Annotated in this window: 38 protein-coding genes and 3 pseudogenes; 37 read left to right on the top strand and 4 right to left on the bottom strand. The window is 43.3% G+C overall.

Annotation, left to right across the window (positions count from 1 at the left end; genetic code table 11):
* Positions 1–4 precede the first annotated feature (4 nt).
* Positions 5–1213 carry a PLP-dependent transferase gene (locus MF4642_RS10300; RefSeq protein ID WP_078426168.1) on the bottom strand — a complete coding sequence of 403 codons (1209 nt, stop codon included), beginning with the start codon at positions 1211–1213 and terminating at the stop codon, positions 5–7.
* 161 nt (positions 1214–1374) lie between these two features.
* Here MF4642_RS10300 and MF4642_RS10305 point away from each other — a divergent pair, with 161 nt between their 5' ends.
* The 31 genes and pseudogenes from MF4642_RS10305 (at position 1375) to MF4642_RS10455 (ending at position 18546) form a co-directional block, all read left to right on the top strand.
* Complete coding sequence (locus MF4642_RS10305; protein WP_078426169.1) at positions 1375–2112, top strand: type 1 glutamine amidotransferase; 738 nt, start codon at positions 1375–1377, stop codon at positions 2110–2112.
* Between the two features lie 264 nt (positions 2113–2376).
* Positions 2377–2688: a 30S ribosomal protein S10 gene (gene rpsJ / locus MF4642_RS10310; RefSeq protein WP_000070912.1), complete on the top strand. Its 312-nt coding sequence runs from the start codon at positions 2377–2379 to the stop codon at positions 2686–2688.
* A 60-nt stretch (positions 2689–2748) separates the two neighbouring features.
* Entirely contained in the window at positions 2749–3387 is a 639-nt protein-coding gene (gene rplC, locus MF4642_RS10315; protein ID WP_004691328.1) for a 50S ribosomal protein L3, read from the top strand.
* An 11-nt stretch (positions 3388–3398) separates the two neighbouring features.
* Positions 3399–4001 (top strand): 50S ribosomal protein L4, encoded by a 603-nt coding sequence (gene rplD / locus MF4642_RS10320; RefSeq protein WP_004691326.1) that lies wholly within the window; start codon positions 3399–3401, stop codon positions 3999–4001.
* Entirely contained in the window at positions 3998–4318 is a 321-nt protein-coding gene (rplW, locus tag MF4642_RS10325) for a 50S ribosomal protein L23 (protein ID WP_004691323.1), read from the top strand. The genes rplD and rplW overlap by 4 nt, the downstream gene beginning before the upstream one ends.
* 11 nt (positions 4319–4329) lie before the next feature.
* Positions 4330–5154 carry a 50S ribosomal protein L2 gene (rplB, locus tag MF4642_RS10330; RefSeq protein WP_004691322.1) on the top strand — a complete coding sequence of 275 codons (825 nt, stop codon included), beginning with the start codon at positions 4330–4332 and terminating at the stop codon, positions 5152–5154.
* A gap of 19 nt (positions 5155–5173) precedes the next feature.
* Complete coding sequence (gene rpsS / locus MF4642_RS10335; protein ID WP_004281508.1) at positions 5174–5449, top strand: 30S ribosomal protein S19; 276 nt, start codon at positions 5174–5176, stop codon at positions 5447–5449.
* A 9-nt stretch (positions 5450–5458) separates the two neighbouring features.
* Complete coding sequence (rplV, locus tag MF4642_RS10340; protein ID WP_004691320.1) at positions 5459–5788, top strand: 50S ribosomal protein L22; 330 nt, start codon at positions 5459–5461, stop codon at positions 5786–5788.
* A gap of 1 nt (position 5789) precedes the next feature.
* A pseudogene (gene rpsC / locus MF4642_RS10345) lies at positions 5790–6606 on the top strand (30S ribosomal protein S3).
* The gene (rplP, locus tag MF4642_RS10350) at positions 6546–6959 is read left to right on the top strand and encodes a 50S ribosomal protein L16 (protein ID WP_004691317.1); all 414 of its coding nucleotides are present in this window, start codon (positions 6546–6548) and stop codon (positions 6957–6959) included. Before rpsC ends, rplP begins: the two are co-directional and overlap by 61 nt.
* Complete coding sequence (rpmC, locus tag MF4642_RS10355; RefSeq protein ID WP_004650482.1) at positions 6959–7156, top strand: 50S ribosomal protein L29; 198 nt, start codon at positions 6959–6961, stop codon at positions 7154–7156. Before rplP ends, rpmC begins: the two co-directional genes overlap by 1 nt.
* Complete coding sequence (rpsQ, locus tag MF4642_RS10360) at positions 7153–7410, top strand: 30S ribosomal protein S17 (protein ID WP_004691314.1); 258 nt, start codon at positions 7153–7155, stop codon at positions 7408–7410. Before rpmC ends, rpsQ begins: the two co-directional genes overlap by 4 nt.
* A gap of 92 nt (positions 7411–7502) precedes the next feature.
* Complete coding sequence (gene rplN, locus MF4642_RS10365; RefSeq protein ID WP_004657680.1) at positions 7503–7871, top strand: 50S ribosomal protein L14; 369 nt, start codon at positions 7503–7505, stop codon at positions 7869–7871.
* 9 nt (positions 7872–7880) lie between these two features.
* Positions 7881–8198 (top strand): 50S ribosomal protein L24, encoded by a 318-nt coding sequence (rplX, locus tag MF4642_RS10370; RefSeq protein ID WP_004691313.1) that lies wholly within the window; start codon positions 7881–7883, stop codon positions 8196–8198.
* A gap of 15 nt (positions 8199–8213) precedes the next feature.
* Positions 8214–8750: a 50S ribosomal protein L5 gene (rplE, locus tag MF4642_RS10375; RefSeq protein ID WP_004691311.1), complete on the top strand. Its 537-nt coding sequence runs from the start codon at positions 8214–8216 to the stop codon at positions 8748–8750.
* A gap of 9 nt (positions 8751–8759) precedes the next feature.
* On the top strand, positions 8760–9065 hold the full coding sequence (gene rpsN / locus MF4642_RS10380) for a 30S ribosomal protein S14 (protein ID WP_004691309.1): 306 nt from the start codon (positions 8760–8762) through the stop codon (positions 9063–9065).
* 12 nt (positions 9066–9077) lie between these two features.
* On the top strand, positions 9078–9473 hold the full coding sequence (gene rpsH, locus MF4642_RS10385; RefSeq protein ID WP_004691308.1) for a 30S ribosomal protein S8: 396 nt from the start codon (positions 9078–9080) through the stop codon (positions 9471–9473).
* Positions 9474–9486: 13 nt separating this feature from the next.
* On the top strand, positions 9487–10020 hold the full coding sequence (gene rplF / locus MF4642_RS10390; protein WP_004691306.1) for a 50S ribosomal protein L6: 534 nt from the start codon (positions 9487–9489) through the stop codon (positions 10018–10020).
* A 14-nt stretch (positions 10021–10034) separates the two neighbouring features.
* Entirely contained in the window at positions 10035–10385 is a 351-nt protein-coding gene (gene rplR / locus MF4642_RS10395) for a 50S ribosomal protein L18 (protein ID WP_004650473.1), read from the top strand.
* Between the two features lie 2 nt (positions 10386–10387).
* Positions 10388–10885: a 30S ribosomal protein S5 gene (gene rpsE, locus MF4642_RS10400; RefSeq protein WP_004691304.1), complete on the top strand. Its 498-nt coding sequence runs from the start codon at positions 10388–10390 to the stop codon at positions 10883–10885.
* A 6-nt stretch (positions 10886–10891) separates the two neighbouring features.
* Positions 10892–11068: a 50S ribosomal protein L30 gene (rpmD, locus tag MF4642_RS10405; RefSeq protein ID WP_004691302.1), complete on the top strand. Its 177-nt coding sequence runs from the start codon at positions 10892–10894 to the stop codon at positions 11066–11068.
* Between the two features lie 3 nt (positions 11069–11071).
* Positions 11072–11512, top strand: a complete 441-nt coding sequence (gene rplO, locus MF4642_RS10410; RefSeq protein WP_004691300.1) for a 50S ribosomal protein L15 — start codon at positions 11072–11074, stop codon at positions 11510–11512.
* Between the two features lie 45 nt (positions 11513–11557).
* Positions 11558–12877 carry a preprotein translocase subunit SecY gene (secY, locus tag MF4642_RS10415; protein WP_171054269.1) on the top strand — a complete coding sequence of 440 codons (1320 nt, stop codon included), beginning with the start codon at positions 11558–11560 and terminating at the stop codon, positions 12875–12877.
* 19 nt (positions 12878–12896) lie between these two features.
* On the top strand, positions 12897–13013 hold the full coding sequence (gene rpmJ, locus MF4642_RS10420; RefSeq protein WP_000867907.1) for a 50S ribosomal protein L36: 117 nt from the start codon (positions 12897–12899) through the stop codon (positions 13011–13013).
* Between the two features lie 107 nt (positions 13014–13120).
* Positions 13121–13477, top strand: a complete 357-nt coding sequence (gene rpsM, locus MF4642_RS10425) for a 30S ribosomal protein S13 (RefSeq protein WP_004691296.1) — start codon at positions 13121–13123, stop codon at positions 13475–13477.
* A gap of 19 nt (positions 13478–13496) precedes the next feature.
* Positions 13497–13883: a 30S ribosomal protein S11 gene (gene rpsK / locus MF4642_RS10430; RefSeq protein WP_001040166.1), complete on the top strand. Its 387-nt coding sequence runs from the start codon at positions 13497–13499 to the stop codon at positions 13881–13883.
* Between the two features lie 12 nt (positions 13884–13895).
* On the top strand, positions 13896–14522 hold the full coding sequence (gene rpsD, locus MF4642_RS10435; RefSeq protein WP_004691294.1) for a 30S ribosomal protein S4: 627 nt from the start codon (positions 13896–13898) through the stop codon (positions 14520–14522).
* Between the two features lie 16 nt (positions 14523–14538).
* Positions 14539–15546, top strand: a complete 1008-nt coding sequence (locus MF4642_RS10440) for a DNA-directed RNA polymerase subunit alpha (protein ID WP_004691292.1) — start codon at positions 14539–14541, stop codon at positions 15544–15546.
* An 18-nt stretch (positions 15547–15564) separates the two neighbouring features.
* Positions 15565–15930, top strand: a complete 366-nt coding sequence (rplQ, locus tag MF4642_RS10445; protein ID WP_004691290.1) for a 50S ribosomal protein L17 — start codon at positions 15565–15567, stop codon at positions 15928–15930.
* Positions 15931–16125: 195 nt separating this feature from the next.
* Complete coding sequence (locus MF4642_RS10450; RefSeq protein ID WP_078426170.1) at positions 16126–17616, top strand: flavin-containing monooxygenase; 1491 nt, start codon at positions 16126–16128, stop codon at positions 17614–17616.
* A 138-nt stretch (positions 17617–17754) separates the two neighbouring features.
* Complete coding sequence (locus MF4642_RS10455; protein ID WP_078426171.1) at positions 17755–18546, top strand: alpha/beta fold hydrolase; 792 nt, start codon at positions 17755–17757, stop codon at positions 18544–18546.
* A gap of 34 nt (positions 18547–18580) precedes the next feature.
* Here MF4642_RS10455 and MF4642_RS10460 read toward each other — a convergent pair whose 3' ends face one another.
* Positions 18581–19753: an acyl-CoA dehydrogenase family protein gene (locus MF4642_RS10460; protein WP_078426172.1), complete on the bottom strand. Its 1173-nt coding sequence runs from the start codon at positions 19751–19753 to the stop codon at positions 18581–18583.
* 192 nt (positions 19754–19945) lie between these two features.
* Between MF4642_RS10460 and MF4642_RS10465 the strand changes: the two genes are divergently transcribed.
* The 6 genes and pseudogenes from MF4642_RS10465 to MF4642_RS17370 form a co-directional block, all read left to right on the top strand.
* Positions 19946–20203, top strand: a complete 258-nt coding sequence (locus tag MF4642_RS10465; RefSeq protein ID WP_004977895.1) for a succinate dehydrogenase assembly factor 2 — start codon at positions 19946–19948, stop codon at positions 20201–20203.
* Between the two features lie 5 nt (positions 20204–20208).
* Complete coding sequence (locus MF4642_RS10470; RefSeq protein WP_078426173.1) at positions 20209–20595, top strand: protein YgfX; 387 nt, start codon at positions 20209–20211, stop codon at positions 20593–20595.
* A gap of 519 nt (positions 20596–21114) precedes the next feature.
* The gene (locus tag MF4642_RS10475) at positions 21115–22152 is read left to right on the top strand and encodes a hypothetical protein (RefSeq protein ID WP_004977889.1); all 1038 of its coding nucleotides are present in this window, start codon (positions 21115–21117) and stop codon (positions 22150–22152) included.
* A gap of 71 nt (positions 22153–22223) precedes the next feature.
* Positions 22224–22796 (top strand): rhombosortase, encoded by a 573-nt coding sequence (gene rrtA / locus MF4642_RS10480; protein ID WP_004977887.1) that lies wholly within the window; start codon positions 22224–22226, stop codon positions 22794–22796.
* A 182-nt stretch (positions 22797–22978) separates the two neighbouring features.
* Positions 22979–24581: pseudogene (locus MF4642_RS10485) on the top strand (hypothetical protein); the annotation flags it as partial.
* Positions 24582–24721: 140 nt separating this feature from the next.
* A pseudogene (locus MF4642_RS17370) lies at positions 24722–25261 on the top strand (TRAP transporter large permease subunit); the annotation flags it as partial.
* Positions 25262–25683: 422 nt separating this feature from the next.
* Here the strand turns inward: MF4642_RS17370 and MF4642_RS10490 are convergent.
* Positions 25684–26103, bottom strand: coding sequence for a hypothetical protein (locus MF4642_RS10490; protein ID WP_078426175.1), 420 nt, complete (start codon positions 26101–26103; stop codon positions 25684–25686).
* A 12-nt stretch (positions 26104–26115) separates the two neighbouring features.
* On the bottom strand, positions 26116–26328 hold the full coding sequence (locus tag MF4642_RS10495; RefSeq protein ID WP_171262515.1) for a YheV family putative zinc ribbon protein: 213 nt from the start codon (positions 26326–26328) through the stop codon (positions 26116–26118).
* Positions 26329–26358: the final 30 nt, after the last annotated feature.

The raw sequence follows: 26358 nt of genomic DNA on the forward strand, positions 1-26358 counted from the left end.
CTTCCTATTCAATTTTTTTGTGATGGTTATTCAGTTGTTTTAGTGCGTTTTCTATATCTTGAATTAAATCGGCAGGATGTTCTAGTCCTATACAAAAGCGAACCAATAAACCTTGTTGTAAATGTGTATGCTCAAGTGCACGCATGTCTTTGAGGTCATACAGCATCACCAAACTTACAGGACCACCCCAACTAAAGCCGAGTTTGAAGACTGACAGAGCATCACAAAACTGACGAATATCCTGTAGATCAAATTCGGGCTTGAAAATGACACTGACCAAACCTGCACTGTGTTGATCGACACAAATGTCTTTCCAATATGAATGACCTGCAGCACTCGAGTCAGCAGGGTGTAATACCTGCACAAATTCGGGTTGTTGTTTTAGCCATGCCAGTAGCTGTAGCGCACTTTCAGACTGTGCGGCATACCGAACGCGCATTGATGCCAGACTGCGTTGGACTTGAGCAACATCATCCCCAGAGACGCTAATGCCTTGAATGGCATGCGTACGAAAGAGTTGATGATGTAAAGCTCGTTCGCGTGTCACGACTGAGCCCATTAAAATGTCTCCGCCGCCACTTGGGTACTTGGTTAAAGCATGTACTGTCACATCTACACTTAAGTGCTCATCACTAAAATCAAAAGCATTAAAGGCAAGGCCTGCGCCCCACGTGTTGTCTAAAGCAGTGAGCACATGATGTGCTTGTGCCTTTTTCACCAGTCCGACCAAATCTGGAAACTCCAGTGTGACTGAGCCTGCGGCTTCTAGCCAAATCAGTTTTGCTTTTTCCGTCGGTTGGAAAGAGGACACATCAATAGGGTTATAAACACGAATATCAATGCCATAGCGTTTTTCTAGATTACGAAGATGCTCCATGTTTGGCCCGTAAATATTATCTGCCACCCAAACTTCATCACCATGACTTAGAAAGCATGAATTCACCAAATTAATTGCAGACAATCCACTTGGTGCGAGTAGGCAGTACTTTCCACCTTCAATTTGTGCAATGTTATCGCCCAATGTAAATGTGCTGGGGGTGCCGTGGGTGCCATAACTATAGTCATAGTCATCGGTCCAATGGCGATTAAACAGTGCATCTGTATCTTTAAAAATAATCGTCGATGCACGATACAGGGGAGGTTGGACCGTTGAAATGTACTGAGGCGCTTGTCTTGGTGCATGAACCAATGCGGTTTGCGGGTTTTTTTTCACGAATCGACTCATCATAAAGCGATAAATTGTTTTTAGCTTAAGAGAAAGTTTCTAAATAGGCGAGAAAATTGAACAAATGTGAATAAAGGTAAGCAAAATAAAAAGTTGGCTTCAATTTTGCTAAATCATCGATAAGGATAGTAAAAAGAAGGCATAAGCGCATGACGTCGCATTTAAAAGTACATTATTTTCAGCATATTGCTGGTGAAGGGTTCGGCAGTTGCTATACGTATTTAAAACAACAAGGTGCAGTGATCAGTGCAACAGAGTTTTTTGCTTTACCTATAGATCAAGCCTTAGAGATAGAAGCTTTACCGAGTGTTGAGGATGTTGACTTACTCATCATTATGGGGGGCACCATGAGTGTGAATGATGAAGCGAATTTTCCATGGTTGAAGATTGAGAAGCGTTGGTTAAGGCGTTACTTGGCCGCAGGAAAACCTGCGATTGGTTTATGCTTGGGTGGGCAACTGATTGCCAATGCGCTCGGTGCCGCGGTCAGTCGCAATGAACAACAGGAGTTGGGTTGGGCAACAGTACGTAAAATCCAGCACGTCCCAACAGAATGCTTTGAGTTGCCTGAACAGTTTAATGTGATGCAATGGCATAGCGAGACCTTTGAAATTCCAAAAGGTGCTGTACATTTGGCTGAAAATACAGTCTGTCGCAATCAAATGTACCAAATTGGAAAGAATGTATTGGGTTTTCAATTTCACCCAGAGATCGTGCCAGAAACCTTAGCACTTTTTTTGGAAAATGATGACGAGCTGAATAAGTTTTCGGGGCAATACGTGGCAACTGAGACTGAATTGAAAAAATCGCCGAAATTAAATTTTATTGAGGGAAATCAAATTCTTAACAGTGCAATTGATTATGTGTTGCGGCAAACAGTCTATTGATGCTTTTTTAAGCTACTGATAATCCAAACAAATTGAATATATTGTAAAAAATCAAAAATGGATTTGCTTATGCATTAAACAATGGCTATAATGAGCGACCCTTTAATGAAAGGGGGTTAACTGCGAATAAAGTAGTTAACATCGTGACAGTCGTGGCATCGATCATGACCTTAGTGATATTTCACTGCTCTTGACACTTACCTTTTAGTGGGGTGAGATGCGTCAGGAGTGATTCTTTATATATTTGGCTTGGAGTTTACTGGTATGTCTAACCAGAGAATTCGTATCCGTTTGAAGTCTTTTGATCACCGTTTAATTGATCAATCAGCTCAAGAAATCGTAGAAACAGCAAAACGTACTGGCGCACAAGTTTGTGGTCCAATTCCAATGCCTACACGCATTGAACGTTTTAACGTTTTAACATCACCACACGTTAACAAAGATGCGCGTGACCAATACGAGATCCGCACTTATAAACGTTTGATCGACATCGTTCAACCTACAGACAAAACTGTAGATGCATTGATGAAGTTAGATCTTGCAGCTGGTGTTGATGTTCAGATCGCATTGGGTTAAGGCTTTCGGGTTAATTAACGCTCTAAGTTAATTAGGCCGCTTTTTTAGAGGTTTATGCACATGGCTATTGGTTTAGTCGGTCGCAAGTGCGGTATGACACGTATCTTTACAGATGCTGGTGTTTCTGTGCCTGTTACAGTGATTGAGGTTGATCCTAACCGCATCACTCAAATCAAAACGCTTGAAACTGATGGTTATCAAGCGATTCAAATCACTACTGGTGAACGTCGCGAATCTCGCGTAACTAACGCTCAGAAAGGTCACTTCGCGAAAGCGGGTGTTGCTGCTGGTCGTCTAGTTCAAGAATTCCGTGCAACAGAAGCTGATCTTGAAGGTCGTGAAGTTGGTGGAACTATCGGTGTAGACATGTTCACAGTTGGTCAAGTTGTTGACGTAACTGGTCAGTCGAAAGGTAAAGGTTTCCAAGGTGGTGTTAAGCGTTGGAACTTCCGTACGCAAGATGCGACTCACGGTAACTCACTTTCTCACCGTGTTCTGGGTTCTACAGGTCAAAACCAGACTCCTGGTCGCGTATTCAAAGGCAAAAAAATGGCTGGCCATTTAGGTGCTGAACGCGTAACTGTACAGGGTCTAGAAATTGTATCTATCGACGCAGAACGTTCAGTTTTAGTAGTGAAAGGTGCAATTCCTGGCGCTACTGGTGGTGACGTAACTGTTCGTCCTACGATCAAGGCCTGAGGGGAAATAACGTGAATTTAAATACTGTTTCCGGCTCTGCTGTTGAATTATCAGAAGTTGCGTTCGGTCGTGAATTCAATGAAGCTCTTGTACACCAGGTTGTTACAGCTTATTTAGCTGGTGGCCGTCAAGGTTCAAAAGCTCAGAAATCACGTGCAGACGTTTCTGGCGGTGGCAAAAAGCCATTCCGTCAAAAAGGTACTGGTCGCGCTCGTGCTGGTTCTATTCGTAGCCCAATCTGGGTAGGTGGTGGTAAAACTTTTGCTGCTCGCCCACAAGATTGGTCTCAAAAAGTTAACCGCAAAATGTATCGCGGTGCAATGCAATGTATCTTAGCTGAACTTGTTCGCCAAGATCGTCTTGTATTGGTTGAAGAGTTTGCTGTTGCTGCTCCAAAAACTAAAGAGTTGCTTGCAAAACTTAACGACTTGAATGCTACTCGTGCATTGATCGTTACAGAATCTGTAGATGAGAATCTATACCTTGCAGCGCGCAACATTCCACACGTTGATGTGGTTGATGCTGCTGCTATCGATCCTGTTAGCTTGATTGCGTTCGATAAAGTTGTTATGTCTGTAGCTGCTGCTAAGAAAATTGAGGTAGAACTCGGATGAACAACGAACGTATCTATCAAGTCCTACAAGGACCTGTATTCTCAGAAAAAGCACAAGTTTTAGGCGAAACTGCTGGTGTTCAAGTTTTCAAAGTTGCACTTGATGCAAACAAACTTGAAATTAAAAAAGCTGTTGAGCAATTGTTTGGTGTTCAAGTTGTTAAAGTTAACACAACGATCACTAAAGGTAAGACTAAACGCTTTGGTAAAACATTAGGACGTCGTTCTGATGTTAAAAAAGCATACGTCACCCTGAAAGCTGGCCAAGATGTTGAAATGGCTGACTTGGGCGATACCGCTGAAAGCGCAGCGGAATAAGGACGAGAATTATGCCAATTCAAAAATGTAAGCCAACGTCTCCTGGACGTCGCTTTGTAGAGAAAGTCGTTCACGACCATCTTCACAAAGGTGCGCCTTATGCTCCGTTGGTTGAAGCTAAAAAACGTACTGGTGGTCGTAATAACAACGGTCACATCACGACTCGTCACGTTGGTGGCGGTCACAAGCAGCACTACCGTCTAGTTGACTTTAAGCGTAACAAAGATGGTATTCCTGCAACTGTAGAGCGTATTGAATACGATCCTAACCGTACAGCACACATTGCATTAGTATTGTATGCTGATGGTGAGCGTCGCTACATCATCGCGCCTAAAGGCCTTCGCGCTGGCGATAAAGTTCAATCTGGTAACGATGCTCCAATTCGTCCAGGTAACTGTTTACCGCTTCGCAACATGCCTATCGGTTCTACTCTTCACAACATCGAACTTAAAATCGGTAAGGGCGCGCAATTAGCTCGTTCTGCTGGTACTTCAGTTCAGTTGTTGGGTCGTGACGGTTCTTACGCTATCGTTCGTTTACGTTCTGGTGAAATGCGTAAAATTCACGTTGAGTGCCGTGCAGTTCTTGGTGAAGTTTCTAACCAAGAAAGCAACCTTCGTTCACTTGGTAAAGCAGGTGCAGCACGCTGGCGTGGCGTTCGTCCTACCGTTCGTGGTATGGCGATGAACCCAGTAGATCACCCGCACGGTGGTGGTGAAGGTCGTAGCAAAGGTATTCAACCTGTAAGCCCATGGGGTCAAAAAGCTAAAGGGTACAAGACACGTACCAATAAGCGTACGACTAAGATGATTATTCGCGACCGTCGCGTTAAGTAACAAGTAAAGGAATCTGACAATGCCTCGTTCTCTGAAAAAAGGCCCATTCGTCGATGCGCACTTGTTCGCTAAGGTTGAAGCGGCTATCGCGGCTAATAACCGTAAGCCGATCAAAACTTGGTCGCGTCGTTCGATGATCCTCCCAGATTTTGTTGGTTTAACAATTTCTGTACATAATGGCCGTAACCATGTTCCAGTGATCGTATCTGAACATATGGTTGGTCACAAACTTGGTGAATTCGCGCCAACTCGTACCTATCGTGGTCACGGTGTTGACAAGAAATCTAAACGTTAAGGTGCTATGATGGAAGTTACTGCTAAATTACGCGGTGCCGCTATCTCGGCACAAAAAACTCGTTTGGTTGCAGACCTAATCCGTGGCAAATCTGTTGCTCACGCGCTTAATATTCTCAACTTCAGCAACAAAAAAGCTGCGGTTTTGGTTAAAAAAGCATTGGAATCTGCAATTGCAAACGCTGAACACAATAACAGTTTAGATGTAGACGACCTTAAGGTTACTACGATTTACGTTGACGAAGGCACTAGCCTTAAACGTATTATGCCGCGTGCTAAAGGCCGTGCAGATCGTATTACTAAGCGTACTTGTCACATTACCGTTAAGGTAGGGGTTTGATATGGGTCAGAAGGTTCATCCAATCGGTATCCGCCTTGGTGTTGTAAAACGTCATAACGCCAACTGGTATGCGAGTCCGAAACAATACGCTGAATACTTGCTTAAAGATCTTCAAGTTCGTGAGTTTTTAACTAAAAAACTTAAGAATGCAATGATCAGCAATATTCTTATCGAACGTCCTACGGGCGCTGCTAAAGTAACTATTAGCACTGCACGTCCTGGTATCGTTATCGGTAAAAAAGGCGAAGACATTGAGAAACTACAGCGTGAACTTACTCAAATTATGGGTATTCCAGCGCAAGTAAGTATCAATGAAATCGATCGCCCAGACTTAGACGCTCGTTTAGTTGCTGAAGCTATCGCTTCTCAATTGGAAAAGCGTGTAATGTTCCGTCGTGCTATGAAGCGTGCGGTTCAAAACACAATGCGTGCTGGTGCTAAAGGTATTAAAGTTGAAGTATCAGGCCGTTTAGGTGGTGCTGAGATTGCTCGTACTGAGTGGTATCGTGAAGGTCGCGTACCTTTGCATACACTTCGTGCAGACATCGATTATTCAACTATGCGTGCTGAAACGACTTACGGTACGATTGGTGTTAAAGTTTGGATCTTCCGTGGTGAGATCTTGGGTGGCATGAAACAAGTCATGAACCCAGCTCCAGCTGAAGAACGTCCAGCTAAACGCGGTCGTGGTCGTGGTGAAGGTCAAGAGCGTCGTGGTCGTCGCAATGATCGTTCTGCTGAAAAAGGAGAATAATCCATGTTACAACCTAAACGTACTAAATTCCGTAAAGTGCAGAAAGGCCGTAACACTGGTCTAGCTCACCGCGGTAGCTCGGTATCTTTTGGTACAATCGCACTTAAATCTGTTGAGCGTGGTCAAATGACTGCTCGTCAAATTGAAGCAGCGCGTCGTACAATCAGCCGTCGTATTAAACGTGGTGGTAAGATCTTTATCCGTGTTTTCCCAGACAAGCCAATTACTTCTAAGCCTCTTGAAGTGCGTATGGGTAAAGGTAAAGGTTCTGTGGAATACTGGGTTTGTCAAATCAAACCAGGTAAAGTCTTGTACGAAATTGATGGTGTTAACGAAGAATTGGCTCGCGAAGCGTTTACGCTTGCAGCTGCTAAACTTCCGTTTAAAACCACTATCGTGACTCGGACGGTAATGTAATGAAAACTAAAGATCTACGTGAAAAGTCGGTAGAAGAGTTGACAGCTTTGCTTGATGAGCAACAGCTTAACCAATTCCGTCTTCGTATGGCAAAAGCAACTGGTCAATTGGGTAAATCGCACGAAGTTGCACTTACTCGTAAGACAATTGCTCGTATTAAGACACTCCTTACCGAAAAACAGGGGAACGGACAATGAGTGAACAAACAGTTCGCACGTTAACCGGCAAAGTAGTAAGCGACAAAATGGACAAGTCTATTGTTGTACTTATCGAACGCCGCGTTCAACACCCGTTGTATGGCAAATCAATCCGCCGTTCAACTAAATTACATGCTCACGATGAGAACAACACAGCTAAAACTGGCGACGTTGTGACTATCAAAGAAAGCCGCCCAATTTCTAAAACTAAGTCTTGGACTCTAGTTGAAGTTGTTGAAGCTGCTGCTGAGTAATTAGACGTATCTGTTGCATCATCGGTTAATTTCGAGTACTCTTTGAGCCTTTCGAAATTGTGACCGGTGATGCTCGGTTTTGGAGTAGGGCAATGATTCAAACCGAAAGTATGCTAGACGTAGCAGACAATAGTGGTGCTCGCCGCGTACAATGTATTAAAGTACTTGGTGGTTCACACCGTCGTTATGCTTCTGTTGGCGACATTATTAAAGTTACTGTAAAAGAAGCTATTCCACGCGCACGTGTTAAAAAAGGTGACGTGATGAATGCTGTTGTAGTTCGTACAAAATTCGGTATCCGTCGTCCAGACGGTTCAGTGATTCGTTTCGACGATAACGCTGCTGTTATTTTGAACAACAACAAAGCGCCGATTGCAACTCGTATTTTCGGACCAGTGACTCGTGAACTTCGTACTGAACAGTTCATGAAAATTATTTCACTGGCTCCTGAAGTTCTATAAGAGGCAATCATGGCTAAGATTAAAAAAGGCGATCAAGTTATTGTGATCGCAGGTAAAGAAAAAGGCAAACAGGGTACTGTTCTGTCTGTTTCAAATGACCGTGTTATGGTTGAAGGCCTTAACTTGGTTAAGAAGCATCAAAAGCCGAACCGTGCAACAGGTGCTGAAGGCGCTGTAGTTACACAAGAAGCTTCGCTTCATATCTCTAACGTGGCAATTTTTAATGCTACAACCCAAAAGGCTGACCGTGTTGGTTACCAAGTGACTGAAGGCGTGAAAACTCGCGTTTACAAGTCAAATGGTGAATCAGTGGCGGTAGCGAAGTAATAGGTTGAAAAGGCAATGGCCAGACTTAAAACGCGTTACAACGACGAACTTAAGGCTCAATTACAAGAGACTTTAGCCGTTAAAAATGTGATGGATATTCCTCGCATTACTAAAATCACGATCAACATGGGTGTTGGCGCAGCTGCTGCTGACAAAAAACTCCTTGATGGTGCTCTTGCTGATATGCAAGCTATCGCTGGTCAAAAACCAGTTCTTACGTTAGCTCGCAAATCAATCGCTGGTTTCAAAATCCGTGATGGTTGGCCGATTGGTTGTAAAGTTACTTTACGCGGCGAACGTATGTACGAATTCTTAGACCGTCTAATCTCGATTGCGATCCCTCGTATCCGTGACTTCCGTGGTTTCTCTGCGAAATCATTTGACGGTCGCGGCAACTACTCAATGGGTCTTAAGGAACAAATCATGTTCCCTGAAATCGATTTTGATAAGATTGATCGTATTCGTGGTATGGATATTACCATCACTACGACTGCTCGCACCGATGACGAAGGCCGTGCGCTTATGCGTGCATTCGGCTTCCCGTTCAAATAAGAGGTCGATATGGCTAAGAAAAGTATGATTAATCGCGAATTGAAACGCGAAGCTACTGTTGCTAAATACGCTGCAAAACGTGCTGAATTAAAAGCTGTTATTGCAAACGTAAATGCTAGCGACGAAGAGCGTTTCGAAGCGATGATGAAATTCCAAGCATTACCACGTAATGCGTCTCCAGTACGTTTACGTAACCGTTGTGGTTTAACTGGTCGTCCTCATGGTTACTTCCGTAAGTTCGGTTTAAGCCGTAACAAATTACGCGATACAGTAATGCAAGGTGATGTACCGGGCGTTGTTAAGGCAAGCTGGTAAGGAGCACTATAGATGAGTATGCAAGATACCGTTGCCGACATGTTAACTCGTGTTCGTAACGCGCAAATGGCAAAGAAACAAACCGTTTCTATGCCAAACTCTAAGTTGAAGGTTGCTATTGCAAACGTTCTTCAACAAGAAGGTTACATTTCAAACGTAGAAGTTGCTGATGCTGAAGGCAAAGCAACTCTTACTTTGACTTTAAAGTATTTCGAAGGCAAGCCAGTTATCGAAACTGTGAAACGCGTAAGCCGTCCAGGTCTACGTCAGTATCGTGGTAAAGATGCACTTCCGAGCGTTAAGCAAGGTTTAGGTATTGCAATTGTTTCTACAAGCAAAGGCATCATGACTGATCGCGCTGCACGTGCTGCAGGTATCGGTGGTGAAGTTATTGCTTTTGTTTCTTAATAGGTGATTCCTCATGTCTCGTGTGGCTAAAGCCCCAGTAACTGTACCTAACGGTGTAACAGTTACTCAGAACGGCCGGCAGGTCGAAGTGAAAGGTAGCAAAGGTACTTTGTCTTTCACCCTGCATGCGCTGGTCGAGCTTAAACAGGAAGACGGTATTTTAGCGATTGCTCCAAAAGCTGAGTCGAAAGACGCTTGGATGCAAGCTGGTACTGCTCGCGCTGTGCTTAACAACCTTGTAAAAGGTGTGAGCGAAGGCTTCGAACGTAAGTTACAACTTATCGGTGTTGGTTATAAAGCTGCGGTTAAAGGTAACATTGTTAACCTTAACCTTGGTTTCTCTCACCCGATCGACTATACGCTTCCTGAAGGTGTAACTGCTGAAACTCCTACAGCAACTGAAATCGTTCTTAAATCTGCTGATAAAGCACGTTTAGGTCAGGTTGCTGCAGATATCCGTGGTTACCGTCCACCAGAGCCTTATAAAGGTAAAGGTGTTCGTTATTCTGACGAAGTTGTACTTCGTAAAGAAGCTAAGAAGAAATAAGGCGCGAGGTTCTTATGAACGAAAAGAAACAATCCCGTTTGCGTCGTGCGAAAAGCACACGCTTGCACATCCGTGCGTTGGGTGCGACTCGTTTGTGTGTAAACCGCACTCCGCGTCACATCTACGCTCAAGTTATTTCAGCAGATGGTGGCAAAGTTTTAGCGCAAGCTTCAACTTTAGATGCTACTTTACGTGCTGGTACAACTGGTAACGTTGAAGCAGCTACTAAAGTAGGTGCTTTAATCGCAGAACGCGCTAAAGCAGCTGGTGTTACTAAAGTTGCATTTGACCGTTCTGGTTTCAAATATCATGGTCGTATCAAAGCCTTGGCTGATGCTGCTCGTGAAAACGGCTTGGAGTTCTAATCATGGCTAAAGTTGAACAAAACGAAGGTCTTGTTGAAAAGCTGGTTGCCGTTGATCGTGTAGCCAAAGTTGTTAAGGGTGGTCGTATCTTCTCTTTCACAGCATTGACTGTGGTTGGTGATGGTAATGGTCGTGTAGGTTTTGGTCGTGGTAAAGCACGTGAAGTTCCAGCTGCTATTTCTAAAGCACTTGAAGCTGCTCGTCGCAACATGATTACTGTTGACCTTGTTAACGGTACTGTACAGCACCCTATTAACGCGCGTCACGGTGCAAGCCGTGTTTACATGCAGCCTGCTTCTGAAGGTACTGGTGTAATCGCTGGTGGTGCTATGCGTGCAGTTCTAGAAGCTGTAGGCGTACGTAACGTATTAACAAAATGTTATGGTTCTACTAACGCTGCAAACGTAGTAAACGCGACTTTTAACGGTCTGCGTGATATGACTTCTCCTGAGAAGGTTGCTGCGAAACGTGGTCTTACAGTAGAACAAATTCAAGGGTAATCAATCATGAAAACGATTAAAGTTACCCAGACTAAATCTTCTGCGCATCGCTTGAAAAATCACAAGCTTAGCCTACAAGGTTTAGGTCTGCGTCGTATTGGTCATACCGTAGAAGTGCAAGATACGCCTTCTAACCGTGGTATGATCAACCAAGTCTACTATATGGTTAGTGTAGAGGAATAAGCCATGACTCTGCGTTTAAATGAGCTTGCACCTGCTGAAGGTGCAAAACGTGAAAATCGTCGTCTAGGCCGTGGTATCGGTTCTGGCGTTGGTAAGACTGGTGGCCGTGGTGTCAAAGGTCAGAATTCACGTAAGAGCGGTGGTACTCGTCCAGGCTTTGAAGGTGGTCAAACTGCGTTATATCGTCGTTTACCTAAATTCGGTTTCACTAGCCAAATCGCTTTGAAAACTGCTGAAGTACGTTTATCTGAGCTTACTAAAGTGGAAGGTGACATCGTTAGCCTAGAAACTTTAAAAGCTGCAAACGTTGTACGTAAAGATATGTTACGTGCTCGTATCGTACTTTCTGGTGAAATTACTCGTGCATTCACTGTTCAAGGTGTTGCTGTGACTAAAGGCGCTAAAGCTGCTGTTGAAGCTGCTGGCGGTAAAGTCGAGGAGTAATCGCTAGTGTCTATGTCTCCTAGTTCTTCAGGTCATGTCAATATGATGAAAGGCCAGCCATTTCATGTGAAATACCGTGAAATTATTCGCCGCATGATGTTTCTCATCGGTGCATTATTGGTTTTTCGACTAGGAGCACATATTCCAGTACCAGGCATTAATAATGCCGCACTTGAAAATCTTTTTAATGCAAACCAAGGCACGATCCTTGGTTTGTTTAACATGTTTTCAGGTGGTGCATTAGAGCGTATGTCCATTCTTGCTCTTGGGATTATGCCGTACATTTCTGCATCGATTATCGTGCAGTTAATGTCTACAGTTATTCCTTCGCTGGAAGCTTTAAAGAAAGAAGGCGAACAAGGCAAGCGTAAGATTAATCAATATACGCGACAGGGTACATTGTTCCTTGCACTCGTGCAGGCAATTGGGATGTGTGCTGGTCTGATCAGTCAAGGGATTACCTTAACTGCAGGTCTGGCTTTCTACGTACCAGCTGTAACCTCTTTGGTTGCAGGTACAATGTTCTTGATGTGGTTAGGTGAGCAAATTACCGAACGTGGGGTGGGCAATGGTATTTCCATGATCATCTTCGCCGGTATTGTTGCAGGTTTGCCGAATTTAATTCTGCAATCAATATCATCAGTAGATAATGGTCAAACCAGTCTAATCGGCTTGGTTATTTTTGGCGTGTTGTCTCTGGCTGTATTAGCTGCAATTGTGTTTATTGAGAAGGCGCAACGTCGTATTCCAGTAAACTATGCTCAAAAACAACAAGGACGTCGTGTATTTACTGCACAACAGTCGCATTTGCCATTGAAAATTAATATGGCCGGTGTGATCCCTGCGATTTTCGCAAGTTCATTGCTTTTGTTCCCTGCGAGCTTAGGTCAATGGGTGGGTAGTGCAGATCCGAATGCGGGTATTATCAAACGTAGTTTGCAAGATTTGGCATTGGTGCTTTCGCCTGGTCAGCCGTTGTATTTGGTGCTCTTTGGTGCGTTAATTATCTTTTTCTGTTACTTTTATACAGCGCTTGTATTTAGCCCGAAAGAAGTATCGGAAAACTTGAAACGCAGCGGGGCTTATGTACCTGGTATTCGTCCAGGTGAGCAAACTGCTCGTTACTTAGATCATATTCTTAACCGTTTGACATTTATTGGCGCGATTTATATCACCATCATTTGCTTAATGCCGATGATTTTACAAAGCTCATTTGGTATTCCATTCTCTTTAGGTGGTACCTCTTTGCTTATTGTTGTGGTGGTAGTGATGGACTTTATGGCTCAGCTGCAAGCACATCTCACCTCGCATCAGTACGATAATCAAACGTTAATGAGAAAAACGACTGCTCATCCTAAGGGATAAGCGCACTTGAGGTTTCATCATGAAAGTACAAGCTTCTGTAAAGAAAATTTGTGGTAGCTGTAAAGTTATCCGTCGTAATGGGGTTATTCGCGTAATTTGTAGCGCAGAACCTCGTCATAAGCAGCGTCAAGGTTAATCTGATCAAGACCTGTTGATTTCAGTAGGCTAATTAGGTTATTATCCGCCCCTCAAGATTTTTGTGGGGCGGTTGATTGTCTTAACTGCCTTTTTGGAGAAAATTGAATGGCTCGTATTGCCGGTGTAAACATTCCGGATAACAAGCATGCTGTTATCTCTCTAACGTACATCTTTGGTGTAGGTCGCCACACTGCTAAGAATATCTTGGCTGCTGTTGGTATCGCGCCGACTACAAAGATCCGTGAATTAGATGACGCTCAGCTTGATGCGATTCGTGCAGAAGTTGCTAAGGTTCCGACCGAAGGTGATTTACGTCGCGAAATTTCCATGAACATTAAACGTTTAATGGATTTAGGCTGCTACCGCGGTCTTCGTCATCGTCGCAGCTTGCCTGTCCGTGGACAACGCACCAAAACTAACGCACGTACCCGTAAAGGTCCGCGCAAACCTATTAAGAAATAAGATTTCTGGAAGCTAAAAGATGGCTAAAGATACTCGCACACGCAAGAAGGTCACTCGTACCGTCTCTGAAGGTGTTGCACACATTCACGCTTCTTTTAATAACACCATTGTGACTATTACCGATCGTCAAGGTAATGCACTGGCTTGGGCTACCTCTGGTGGACAAGGCTTCCGTGGATCACGTAAATCAACTCCGTTTGCTGCTCAGGTAGCTGCTGAAGTTGCTGGTAAAGCTGCTTTAGACTACGGTTTGAAAAACTTGGACGTCCTTGTAAAAGGTCCTGGTCCTGGTCGTGAATCTGCGGTTCGTGCTTTAGGTGCAGTGGGTTATAAAATTAACAGCATTACCGATGTGACGCCAATCCCGCACAACGGTTGCCGTCCACCTAAAAAACGTCGCGTGTAAGGAGAAACATTCATGGCTCGTTATATTGGTCCAAAATGCAAACTCTCTCGCCGCGAAGGGACAGACCTGCAATTAAAATCTGGCGTTAAACCATTTGACGTCAAAACTAAAAAAGCTGCTAAAGCTCCTGGCCAACATGGCGGAGCGCGTGGTGGCAAACAATCTGAGTACTCACTACAATTACGTGAAAAACAAAAAGTACGTCGTATGTACGGTGTTTTAGAGCGTCAATTTAGTAATTACTATAAAGAAGCTGCTCGTGTGAAAGGCGCAACTGGTGAAAACTTGTTGAAACTGCTTGAAAGCCGTCTTGATAACGTCGTTTATCGCATGGGTTTTGGTTCTACACGTGCAGAAGCTCGTCAGCTTGTATCTCACCGCTCGATCACTTTGAATGGCCGTCGTGTTAACATCGCGTCTATCCAAGTTAAAGCTGGTGATGTAATTGCTGTGCATGAAGGTGCTAAACAACAATTGCGTATCAAAAACGCAGTTGAATTAGCTGCACAACGTGGTATTCCTTCTTGGATGGAAATTGACCATTCTAAGTTGGAAGGTACGTTTAAAGCTGCACCAGATCGTTCAGATTTACCTGCTGAAATCAACGAAAGCTTGATTGTAGAATTGTATTCTAAATAATCCTTGAGGTAGCAATATGACGCGTACTGCAAATGAGTTTCTAACTCCGCAAGCGATCAAGGTCGAAGCGGTTAGCGGGACCTCGGCAAAAGTTATTCTAGAACCCTTAGAGCGTGGCTTTGGTCATACTCTGGGCAATGCTTTACGTCGCATCCTTCTTTCTTCTTTACCTGGCGCTGCTGTGGTTGAAGTTGAGATTGAAGGTGTCGAGCACGAGTACAGTACTTTGGAAGGCTTGCAGCAGGACATCGTCGAGCTCTTGCTGAACCTAAAAGGATTGTCTATTAAGCTGTTCGATCAAAATGAAGCTTATTTGACATTAGAGAAACAAGGTCCTGGCGACGTAACTGCCGCTGACCTTCGTTTACCTCATAATGTTGAAGTGGTTAACCCTGAACATTTGATCGGTACTTTAAGTGCTTCAGGCTCATTAAAAATGCGCTTGAAAGTTTCTCAAGGTCGTGGTTATGAAACTTCTGACTCGCGTTTCCCAGAAGGCGAAACTCGCCCTGTAGGTCGCTTACAGTTAGATGCTTCTTATAGCCCAATCAAACGTGTGTCTTACACAGTGGAAAACGCTCGTGTAGAACAACGTACAGACCTTGATAAATTGGTCATTGATCTTGAGACCAACGGTACAGTTGATCCTGAAGAAGCGATCCGCAAAGCGGCAACAATCTTGCAACAACAAATTGCAATTTTTGTTGACCTTCAGAAAGATCAAGCTCCTGTTGCTCAAGAACCTCGTGAAGAAGTTGATCCGATTTTGCTTCGTCCAGTAGATGATCTAGAGCTTACTGTTCGTTCTGCTAACTGTTTGAAAGCAGAAAACATTTACTACATTGGTGATCTTGTACAGCGCACTGAGGTTGAGTTACTCAAAACTCCTAACCTTGGTAAAAAATCGCTTACTGAGATCAAAGATGTTCTGGCTTCAAAAGGCTTACAACTCGGCATGCGTTTAGAGAACTGGCCACCAGCTAGTCTCCGTATGGACGATCGTTTCGCCTATCGTAGCCGTTAATTAAGTAGGACTATCACCATGCGTCATCGTAATAGTGGTGTGAAATTAGGCCGTACAAGCAGCCATCGTAAAGCGATGTTTCAAAACATGGCTAACTCTTTGTTTGAGCACGAGTTGATCAAAACAACTGTGCCTAAAGCAAAAGAGTTACGTCGTGTAGCTGAGCCTTTAATCACTTTAGCTAAAAACGATACTGTTGCAAACCGTCGCTTAGCGTTTGCTCGTACTCGTTCAGCAGCAACTGTTGGTAAATTATTTACCGTTCTTGGCCCTCGTTACAAAGAACGTAACGGCGGTTATCTACGTGTTCTTAAAGCGGGCTTCCGTGCAGGTGATGCTGCGCCGATGGCTTACGTTGAACTAGTAGATCGCGAAGTTAAATAATTTCGTAGAACTATTCAGTTGTTCTTAGAAAAAGACCAGTGTTTCACTGGTCTTTTTTTATGGGTTTTTGTTCGACAATCTTTGTATTTTGGCCTGTAGTGACATATTTTACGAAAGATCTGCTTAAACTTGACATTGTGTATTGTCAGTTTTATGGTTTAATAATAACAGAATATAAGACAGGATAAAAACAACATGGATAAGCACGTCGATCTGCTCATTGTAGGTGCTGGTATTTCAGGCATTGGCCTTGCGGCACATTTAACTAAGCATTGTCCACAACGTTCGTTTGAAATTATTGAACGTCGTGACAGCTTTGGTGGAACATGGGATTTGTTTAAATACCCAGGTATTCGTTCTGATTCAGATATGTCGACCTTTGGTTTTAATTTTAAACCGTGGCAACAAGCCAGCGTTTTGGCAGATGGTTCTTCGATTAAGGGCTATTTGGCGGAAGTCATTGATGAACAGAAACTCAAAGAAAAAATTCATTTTAAGCATCGCGTAGTCAGCGCCAATTATGATTCTGCTCAGAAAAAGTGGCAGGTGGTGATTGAGAATGCAAAAGGCAAAAAAGAAAACTGGATTGCAAATTTTGTGTTTGGCTGTACAGGCTATTATAACTACGACCAAGGCTACCAACCTGATTTTCCAAATAAAGAAGTATTTAAAGGCGAGTTTGTAAATCCACAGTTTTGGCCTGAAAAATTAGATTATACAGGTAAAAAAGTCGTCATTATTGGCAGTGGTGCGACAGCGATCACACTGGTGCCAGCAATGGCCAAAGGTGGAGCGGCGCATGTCACCATGTTACAACGCTCTCCAACCTATATTGCCTCGGTGCCATCGATCGATTTTGTTTATGACAAAATGCGTAAAGTATTACCAGAAGATGTGGCTTACAAACTGACGCGTGCACGTAATATTGGGATGCAGCGCGGGATTTACGCACTCGCGCAGAAGCAACCGAAATTGCTCCGTCGACTGCTGCTCCAGTCGATTAAGATGCAGCTCAAAGGTAAAGTGGACATGAAGCACTTCACCCCAGAATATAATCCTTGGGATCAACGTTTATGTGTGGTGCCAGATGGTGATTTATTTAAAATTCTTCGTTCAGGCCAAGCAAGTGTTGAAACAGATCAGATAGAGCGCTTTACTGAAACAGGTCTTCAATTAAAGTCTGGTCAACATTTAGAGGCCGATATTGTCGTATCAGCCACAGGTCTAGAGATTCAAATCTTAGGTGGTATACAAGCCACGATTGATGGAAAACCGTTAGATACCTCTAAACATATGTTGTATCAGGGCGTGATGGTGAGTGATGTACCGAATATGGCGATGATTATTGGGTATATTAATGCGTCATGGACTTTGAAAGTGGATATTGCCGCTGAATATATATGTCGCTTACTCAACTATATGGATCAAAAGCAGTGGGCTGAAGTGATCCCGCAAGGGGATGCAACAGAGCTCATGGATGATACGGTCATGGGCAGTTTGAGTTCGGGTTATATTGCACGTGCTGCTAATGTAATGCCAAAACAGGGTAAACATGCACCATGGAAAGTCAGCAATAATTATCTTGCGGATCGTAAGACATTGAAAAGTGCTTCTTTTGAGGATGGAGTACTGAAATTTGCTAAACGTGATGCAGCATTGAACCAGAAACCTAAACTAGTTTCTTAAGCTGAGTAGTGGATTTAAAAGGAGCGTAATGCTCCTTTTTTTAAGGAAATGACTTTAGGGGGTTCTGTTTTTACTTTCTTAAACTGTTGGAGTGTTGGATGATTTTAAAAACTTAAAAGATAATGAATAGGGAATATTTTGAATATCTTAGAACAAAGTTACCAAGTCCCATTTGCATCAAATATGATTCATGCCAAAAAATGGCACACTGATGTAGTAGATCATGCATTAGCTCCGATTATTTTAATGCACGATTCATTAGGTTGTGTGGCTTTGTGGCGGGATTTTCCTGCTCAACTGGCACAAGCGACCGCGCGGGTGGTTTATGCCTATGATCGTTTAGGTTTTGGTTTATCCGATCCGAGTACGCAGCCCTTGGCACATAGTTTTGTCATCACTGAAGCAGAACAAACCTTTAAAGCTGTATTGGATTATTTTTCGATACAGAACTTTATCATCCTAGGGCATAGCGTGGGCGGGGGGATGTCTGTTGCGATTGCTGCGGCGTATCCAGAGCGTTGCCAAGGATTAATTTCAATCTCTGCACAGTATGCGGTTGAAGCACTGACACTAAAGGGGATAAGTGAAGCGAAAGTTGGCTTTCAACAAGCGGGACAAATGGAACGTTTGGAGAAATATCACCCTGAAAAGGCGCAGTGGGTACTTGATGCATGGACTGAAACATGGCTATCGCCCATTTTTCAAGATTGGAATTTGGCCAGAGTGATTGATGGTGTGTGTTGTCCAACGTTGGTTATTCATGGTGAACTGGATGAATATGGCAGTACGGCACAACCTCAGCAGATTTTTGAAGGGGTGTCTGGACAGGCTGAACTGCATATTTTAGAAGGTCTACATCATATGCCACATAAAGAGCAGCCAGAGTTGGTGGTTGCTTTGATTGCGGAGTTTCACCAAGCACATTGTTAAAACTAAAAGCCCATCCAAAGATGGGCTATTTGAGTTAAAGAGAACGCGAAATGAGCTCTTTCATAATTTCATTGGTTCCTGCATAAATGCGATTGGCACGATTATCTAGATAAGCTCGTGCAATCGGGTATTCCAGCATATAACCATAGCCGCCATGCAGTTGTAGACATTCATCGACAACTTTAGAAAACATCTCGGAAATTTTATATTTGGCGGCTGCAGCGGCATCAATACCGAGACTCTCTTCCAGTTGCAATTGCATACAGCGGTCAAGATAAGCGCGGCAAAAATCGATTTCTGTACGTGACTCCGCCAGTTTGAAGCGGGTATTTTGAAAGCTCGAAATCGTTTTTCCAAAAGCTTTACGTTCTTTGGTGTACTGAACGGTATGTGCCAGTGCTGCTTCTGCACCCGCTTGGCAGATAATGGCCACCAACATGCGCTCCCAAGCCAGTTCTTTCATCAGCATCATAAAGCCCATGCCTTCCATACCGAGTAAATTTTCTTTGGGGACTCGAACATGATCAAAAAATAATTCGCAGGTGTCTTGCCCTTTCATTCCAATTTTATTGAGGGGTTTACCTTTACTGAACCCTGCACGATTAGCTTCAACGATGATTAATGAGAGATTGGCTGAACCTTTTTCGCTGTCGCCTGTTTTGCAGACTACAATCGCCATATCGCACAAATAACCATTGGTAATGAAGATTTTGGAGCCATTGATAATATAGTCATCACCGTCTAAAACAGCCGTCGTTCGTACCGCTTGCAAGTCTGAGCCTGTGCCAGGTTCAGTCATAGCAATGGCTGTGACGGTTTCACCTGAAGCCATTCGCGTTAACCAATAGTGTTTTTGTGCTTCACTGCCAAAGTTATTGATATAGTTCGCGACAATGTCCGAGTGTAGTGAAAATCCAGTTGAGGAATCCATGGCATAGGCTTGCTCCTCAATCAAAATCATACTGTACAAGCGGTCTACACCTGAGCCACCATAAGCTTCAGGCATGGTGGCGCACAGTAGCCCCATGGCACCTGCTTTATTCCATAGCTCACGATCGACATGCTGCTGTTGTTCATATTTTTCAATATTTGGAACAACTTCTTTGGCATAAAACTTTCGCACAGTTTCTCGAAATGCCTCATGTTCAGCATTAAATAAGTTGCGCGGCAGCATATTGTTTAAAGGGCGAATTGCGCCTGATTGCATGGAAGCTCATCCTGATGTTGTTATTTTGCTAAGATAGTAGTGAAAAGCAGGACATGCGACAATGGACTGAATGCTCAAATCTATTTGATTTTTTGATGAGTTTTGCCAGTTGTTAAAATTGCGACATTTAACTAGTGGCGAGGGAGGTGTGATCGGTTAAACTAAGCCGTTTCAATTAATTTGGGGAATGTAATGACTGAAGAAATGAGCTTGGAAGAACGTAAAGTAATCTACCGTGCACGTCGTGGTTTAAAAGAAATTGATGTGTACTTTGACCCTTATGTGAAAAATTATTATCTTCAGGCGGATCCTGCGGAAAAGGCCATGTTTGCGGCCTTGGTTGAACAAGAAGATCCAGATTTGCTGGATTGGTTTATGGAAGTCTCTGAGCCGCCACGCCCTGAAATGAAAACCTTGATTCAAAAATTAAAGCATTATGTACACGGATAAGTGCAATGGAACATCGTCATTTTCAACTTAAACCCAGCCGACTGGCTTATGTGTTTCAGTTGTCGATTTATGCCGTTCTGATGCTGGTCTTGTATCAGCTACTTCCTTTAGGAGTGTGGCTGATCGCTTTGGTTGCAGGCTTTGTGCTGTATTTGTTTTTTCTACGTGGGCCGCAACATTTTCAGCTTCAGCATTTAGATGGCCGTGATTGGTCTTTGTCACTTCAGAAACAAACCAATGTGCAACGAGTGCAAATCAGCCATATTGTTGATCATCGTGCTTATATTGTGATTTATTTTCAACACTTTAGAGCTAAACCGATGTTGGTTTGGTGTGATCAGTTACCCATCACGCAATGGAAAGCCCTGAAAATACTCACTAAAATGCAATAATTGTTGGACAATTTTAATTCGCATTATTTATTTAAGTGATTGAAAAATAATAAATATAACCGTATCGCATTTTACTTTGTCTGACATATCTGAAGAAACTGATGTGCTTTTTAAGATTGTCAGACAACTTTCCTGCAGTTTTTTGATCTTAAAATGTACATTCAAATCACCAACAGCAAACAAGGAAAATCGTATGATGATCCCAACTTGGATGTTTCTAGTGGTAGCAATTGTGTTAGCGATTGTTATAGGACGATTAGGAACTGTGCTGAAGGAACGATTTGCACCAAACAAAGCCTAGCTAGGCTTCACAGTTGATAAGTAGCATGTGCCGAACCGTCGCTATGCTACTTTTTTTTGCCTAAAAAAAGTTGAGGCGTCATTTTAGTCAATTTTCCGCTTTTTATTTCATGGCAGAGTAGTGGTCTGATTTAGAGTAAATACTCTTTTCTTCGGAAAATGCTTCTGCTATGTTTGTCAGCATGGACACATACAATTATACAAATAGAGGACAGGAAAATGTCGCAAGTCCAAAAAATAGGCCAAGGTGTGGCTGTTGTAGCGCTTACAAGTTTATTATTTTCGGGTTGTTCACAAGTGGTTAAAACAGGCGCCAATGTTGCGCTCGGGTTTAGTGAAAAACATATTGTGCCGCCTATCTTAGCCATGGAAGATGCTGAGATGGTGTGTAACTCAGGCAATGCTTTGACTCCTGCGATTATGTCGACCAAAGACATGGGGGCAGATCCAACGCGTGTGGCAGTTTTACTGTATTCAGCATCGGGTATTTGTGCGGAGAATCAGGCGCTTGAGGCAGAGTTACGTTATTTGCGTGCTTCGAAAGCAGGCAATGTTTCTGAAGCACAGGATGCTCGAATTGAACAAAAGCGTTGGGCGGCGACTGCAGCACAACGTCAATATACTGGCTATCAACTTTTTCAAAACCGCTGGGAAAAGAAATATAAGAAACCATTGGGTGAAGGCTGCCCAAAAATGAACAGTGATTTGGATCAAACTGTATATATGCTGGGGATGTTGAGTGGGTTACAAGCCATGACCAATGATATTAACTCAGGTGGTGCAGTCAATGTGCCTAAAGACATTGCAGCCATTGTTGAACGTGGGATGGTGTGTCTAGACAATGAAAAGTTTTGGGGTGCGCCGAATGCAACACGTGCGGTGATTTGGACCTTATTGCCAGGTGCGGGTGAAGGTAAACCTGATCCATATCAGACCTTGAAACAATCGATGCAAATAGGAGAGCAAAAAGGGGTTCGTTTATCTCATGCAATGTATGCTATAGCGGCTCAAGCCAGTGGTGACGATGCTAAGATTCGTGATGCATTGAAAAGTTATGCGGCCTCTTATAGCGATGAAAAACAGAGCAATCCACAATTTAAACTGATTGATAGTATGGCCTCGAGTATGGTTCAGGGGATTTCAGATCGTTATTGGACTGAACACACGGGGACACGAACTGGGGATGGGGGTATGGCGCATTTCTGGGATGAAAAAGAAGACCGTTCTGAGCTAGATGAGTTGTTTAGTGAAAGTTAACTAATTTTAAACTGAGCCGAAGCGCAGAAAAAATAACAATAAATAAATGAGCAACACGATAAGGACATGTGATGCATGATCAATTTCTGAATCGAAAAATCATTTTGATTGCGTTTGTCGTGTCGATCTCGGCATGCTTACAGATTTTTAAAGATCAATTTATTTATTGGCGAGTGGATATTTTTCCTGAAATTTGGCGCTTGTGGACCGCGCATTGGGTACATGTGGGATGGATTCATTTTGCACTCAATATGCTGGCTTTCATGTGTTTGCCTTTTATTTTTCCACGGGCCCGTGTCTGGCATTTTGTGGCCTTATTGCTGATTTTACCGCCGTTGATTAGTCTGAGTTTTTATTATTTTTTGGCGGATATTGAAGCCTATGCAGGGCTGTCTGGTGTGCTGCATGGGATGTTCACTGCCATAGCCATTGTCCATTTGCTGTATCGTAAAGAACGGATGTTTGCGAGTTTGGTGTTGTTTCTCATTTTAGGCAAATTGATTTGGGAAAACACCTTTGGCGAGAGTGCTACGGCTGAACTGATCGGGAGTCCAGTTTTGGTCGAAGCACATTTGTTGGGCGTGATCTGGGGAATTGTGATTGCAGCTTTGTATTTAATCGGGGTGAATCTATTTGATGAATAGAGGATTGACCTAAATTCTAAAAAGAAAATCCAGATTGTCATATTCAAAAATATAAATTTGATGCAAAGATGAACAAAACAAAAATCTAAAGGCATAGAGAAAGGACAAGCTCGAGCCGACTAAAACGACTGGTTCTACGGTGTATTGCGCTGGACAGAACGGTAATAAAAATAGGAAACAACATGCAGAATCATGGACAGCGCAGATCAGGACTCGATCTGCTGAAGTATATATGGACCGAGTGGATTTCTACTTTTGTCATTCTGATTTTACTGTTACTTACGCTATTAATTGGTACAGGTGAAATGATCCATGGCCAATTGCTACGTATGGGCGAGCGCTTATATGGCGATCCAGCCACAGGTATGCAGTATTCTTTTTTAAGGGCAGAGCCAGCCAAGCCAGAGTGTAATCGTCAGCCGAATGTTGATGCTTTGGTCAAAACCCAAATGCAAGCCAACGCTGCAGATGAGTTCGCCGACTTCTTTGGTACGGCTTCGGAAGCGGATGTGCGTGCGTCCATTTTGGCAGGTGTGCAGCAGTGTGAAGAAAAGTATCAGTTTTATGATAAAGCCATGCAACATATGGAGGCACACCCAAGTATTCGTGCCTATCGTAATTTTGAAACCACTTTTTTTGGTATTTTTAAATTCGGAACAGAAAATCGCGCCATTCTATTAATTTTTATGGTGGTTTTAGCTGCGATTAGCGCGACCTTAAAAATCCATCATATTGGTTTGCGTGGTCCTGCAACCAAGCTGGATTATCGTGTTTATAGCCTACTGATGACACTGGGTAATGGTTTATTAACTTACTCGAGCATTAGCCAATTTAACTCAGTTAAAGACTCGGGTGTACCGATGAATGGCGAAACCCAGCTGATTTATTGGCTGTGGATGATTCTGTTTTCGGTACTTACCTTGATAAGTGTGTGGCAGCTGTTTAGCCCACCGAAAGAGGCCAAAGCCGGCGGGCGTCTAGGCTTTGCTTTCCTGAGTGTGCCTCTGTATGCCTACATGGCGGTGATTACAGGTGTGGCATTTATCTTCTTCATGGACTACCCCATGGGGCAAGGGATTTACTTGGGACAGTTGGTTGAATTCTCCAGTATTTTCCTGAATTTAGCCCTATTTATTTGGGCGGGTATGTTGTTGAAACAAACCCGTGTCGTGGATCTGTTCTTAAATATTTTGCGTCCATGGAATTTGGCTCCTGAAACTTTAACTTGGTTGATTTTAATCGCTGCGGCTTTACCGACCGCATATACGGGTGCATCAGGGATCTTTGTGATTGCAGCAGGGGCGATTATTTATAAAGAAGTCTGGAATGCAGGTGGCCGTCGTCAGTTTGCTTTGGCTGCAACGGCAATGTCAGGTTCGCTGGGTGTAGTTTTGCGTCCATGCTTATTGATTGTGGTGGTGGCATCTTTAAATAAAGAAGTCACGACGGACTTACTTTATCAATATGGTGTTTACACGTTCTTACTGACCTCAACACTGTTTTTAGTGGTTTCACTCTTCTTTGCAGAGAGTAAATTCCGCATCGCGGCACCGAGTTTGGCCGCACCGAAATCAGGGCGTGCTTTCTTAGCAGTTGTGCCGTATATCGTGATTTTTGTCCTCACGTGGATGTTCTATAAATTCTTATTAAACACTGACCTAAATGAATTTACTGCACCCGTGATGATGCCTGTGATTTTATTGATGATCGTATTGTTTGATAAATTACGTCATCAGCCTGCGCCTTTGCCTGCTGTGGGGCATTGGGATGAGACACTCAGCGCAAATTATAACTCGGGCGGTGAACCTGCATTGGCTGGGGCTCAAGTTGCCCATGCAGAATACCGTGAAGGGCTACATGGTAATGCCGCAGATGATGGACAAGTGGTAAATCATGGGGTGGTTCAATCCAGTTCCATGGACGTGTTACGCCAAGTCGGTTTTTGGAAGTCGATGCATATCTCGACCAGTGAAACCGTTGGACACATTGGTGCTTTGGTCATTTTAATGGCGCTGTCGGTAAGTGTGGGGGGATTGCTTGAACGTACGGAGGTAATGAGTTTCTTCCCGACTGATATTAGCAGTACGTTCTTGGTCATTACTCTGATTTTGGGGTTGATGGTCTTTGTTGGGATGATTATGGATCCGTTTGGCGCCGTGATCTTGATTTCTGCGACGGTTGCACCTGTGGCCTATCAATATGGTATTCATCCTGTCCATTTTTGGATGATCACCTTGATAGGTTTTGAGTTGGGTTATGTGACACCACCTGTGGCACTCAATCATCTTTTAGCAAGACAATCCATTGGTGATGCCGAGGTGAATGAGGCCGATGAGGAAGTGCGTCATTTGTCTTTCTATTATCGTTATGAGCGTTGGATTTTACCTTTGATCGTGTTGTTCCCAGCGATGCTGATCATTGCTTATGTTCCATACTTCTTTAAGTTATTTGGCTGGTATCACTAAGTTGTGAACTTGAGTTAGACCATAAAAAAGCATCTTTGGATGCTTTTTTATGTTTTGGAGTTATTGGAGATACTTCTGAAGAAAATAGCTTCTTTCTAGGAGTTACCCACTCAAATCGTCACTTATATCAAAACAAAGTACAAGAATATTGCTAAGTGTCCCATCTTAAAAATCAGCCAGCACTTAAGCTCAATGAAAAGAATTAATCGACAAATAAAGTCTTTCTAAAAGATATCTTTGGTATGAGCTAGGGGCTGTGATGTATAGCGACTAGAGACTTTATTAGTGGAGGTGGTTCAAAAGAGATGATGAGTTATGTAATAGCTTAGTGCTGATTGAAAAGGTGGGTGAAGCAGCAGGGCAAAAAAAGACGTTAGCGTATCAGTCGATAAGCTAACGTCTTTAAAAATAACAACCGTATTTTACCGAGCAGCCAATTGGGCTTCTAACAGTTTAATCTGTTCTTCTTTGAGTTTTACCAGCTCATCGGCATCTTTGTGCTGTGCTTGCAAGCTCTTTTCCTGTTCCTTCAACTGGCTTTGAATATCGTCCAGTTTCGCCACTTCTTCTTTAGCAAGTGAGGCATTTTCAGGTACAGGTGCTTTTAAAATATCTTCTTCGACCAATTTAATGGTGTTGTCAGCCATGGCGGTCGAAGCTGCTTTTTCAGCTTCTGGAAGCGCCTTCACGGTCGGTTGAATCAACTCCGCTTGGTGCATCGGTGTTGCAGACTCTTGTGCAGCAAACAACCATTGATAAAGTGCAAAAATCGCAATGATTGCGACTAAACCTGCTGTAATACCCCAGAGTAATTTAGGGTTGTTGTGTTGTACGGACGACATTCGATTCAACCTTTATTCTTTGGATTGACGTGGTTTAAATTGAATGACCCCAACCTCGTCAGGGATAGCGGGGATCTGAGGCTCGTCTACATGAGTTGGACGATTCTCAGAATAACTACAGTCGATACATTCAATCCATTCATCGTCATTCGAGGTAAGCATAACAACTCGATCCATCGCCTGACATTTAGGACATTTTGCACCTGCAATGAAACGACGTTTAATAGTCATTAGACTTACCTTCTGAACAATTTA

Source organism: Acinetobacter sp. MF4642 (assembly GCF_002018925.1).
In the GTDB taxonomy this organism is placed as follows: Bacteria; Pseudomonadota; Gammaproteobacteria; order Pseudomonadales; family Moraxellaceae; genus Acinetobacter; species Acinetobacter johnsonii.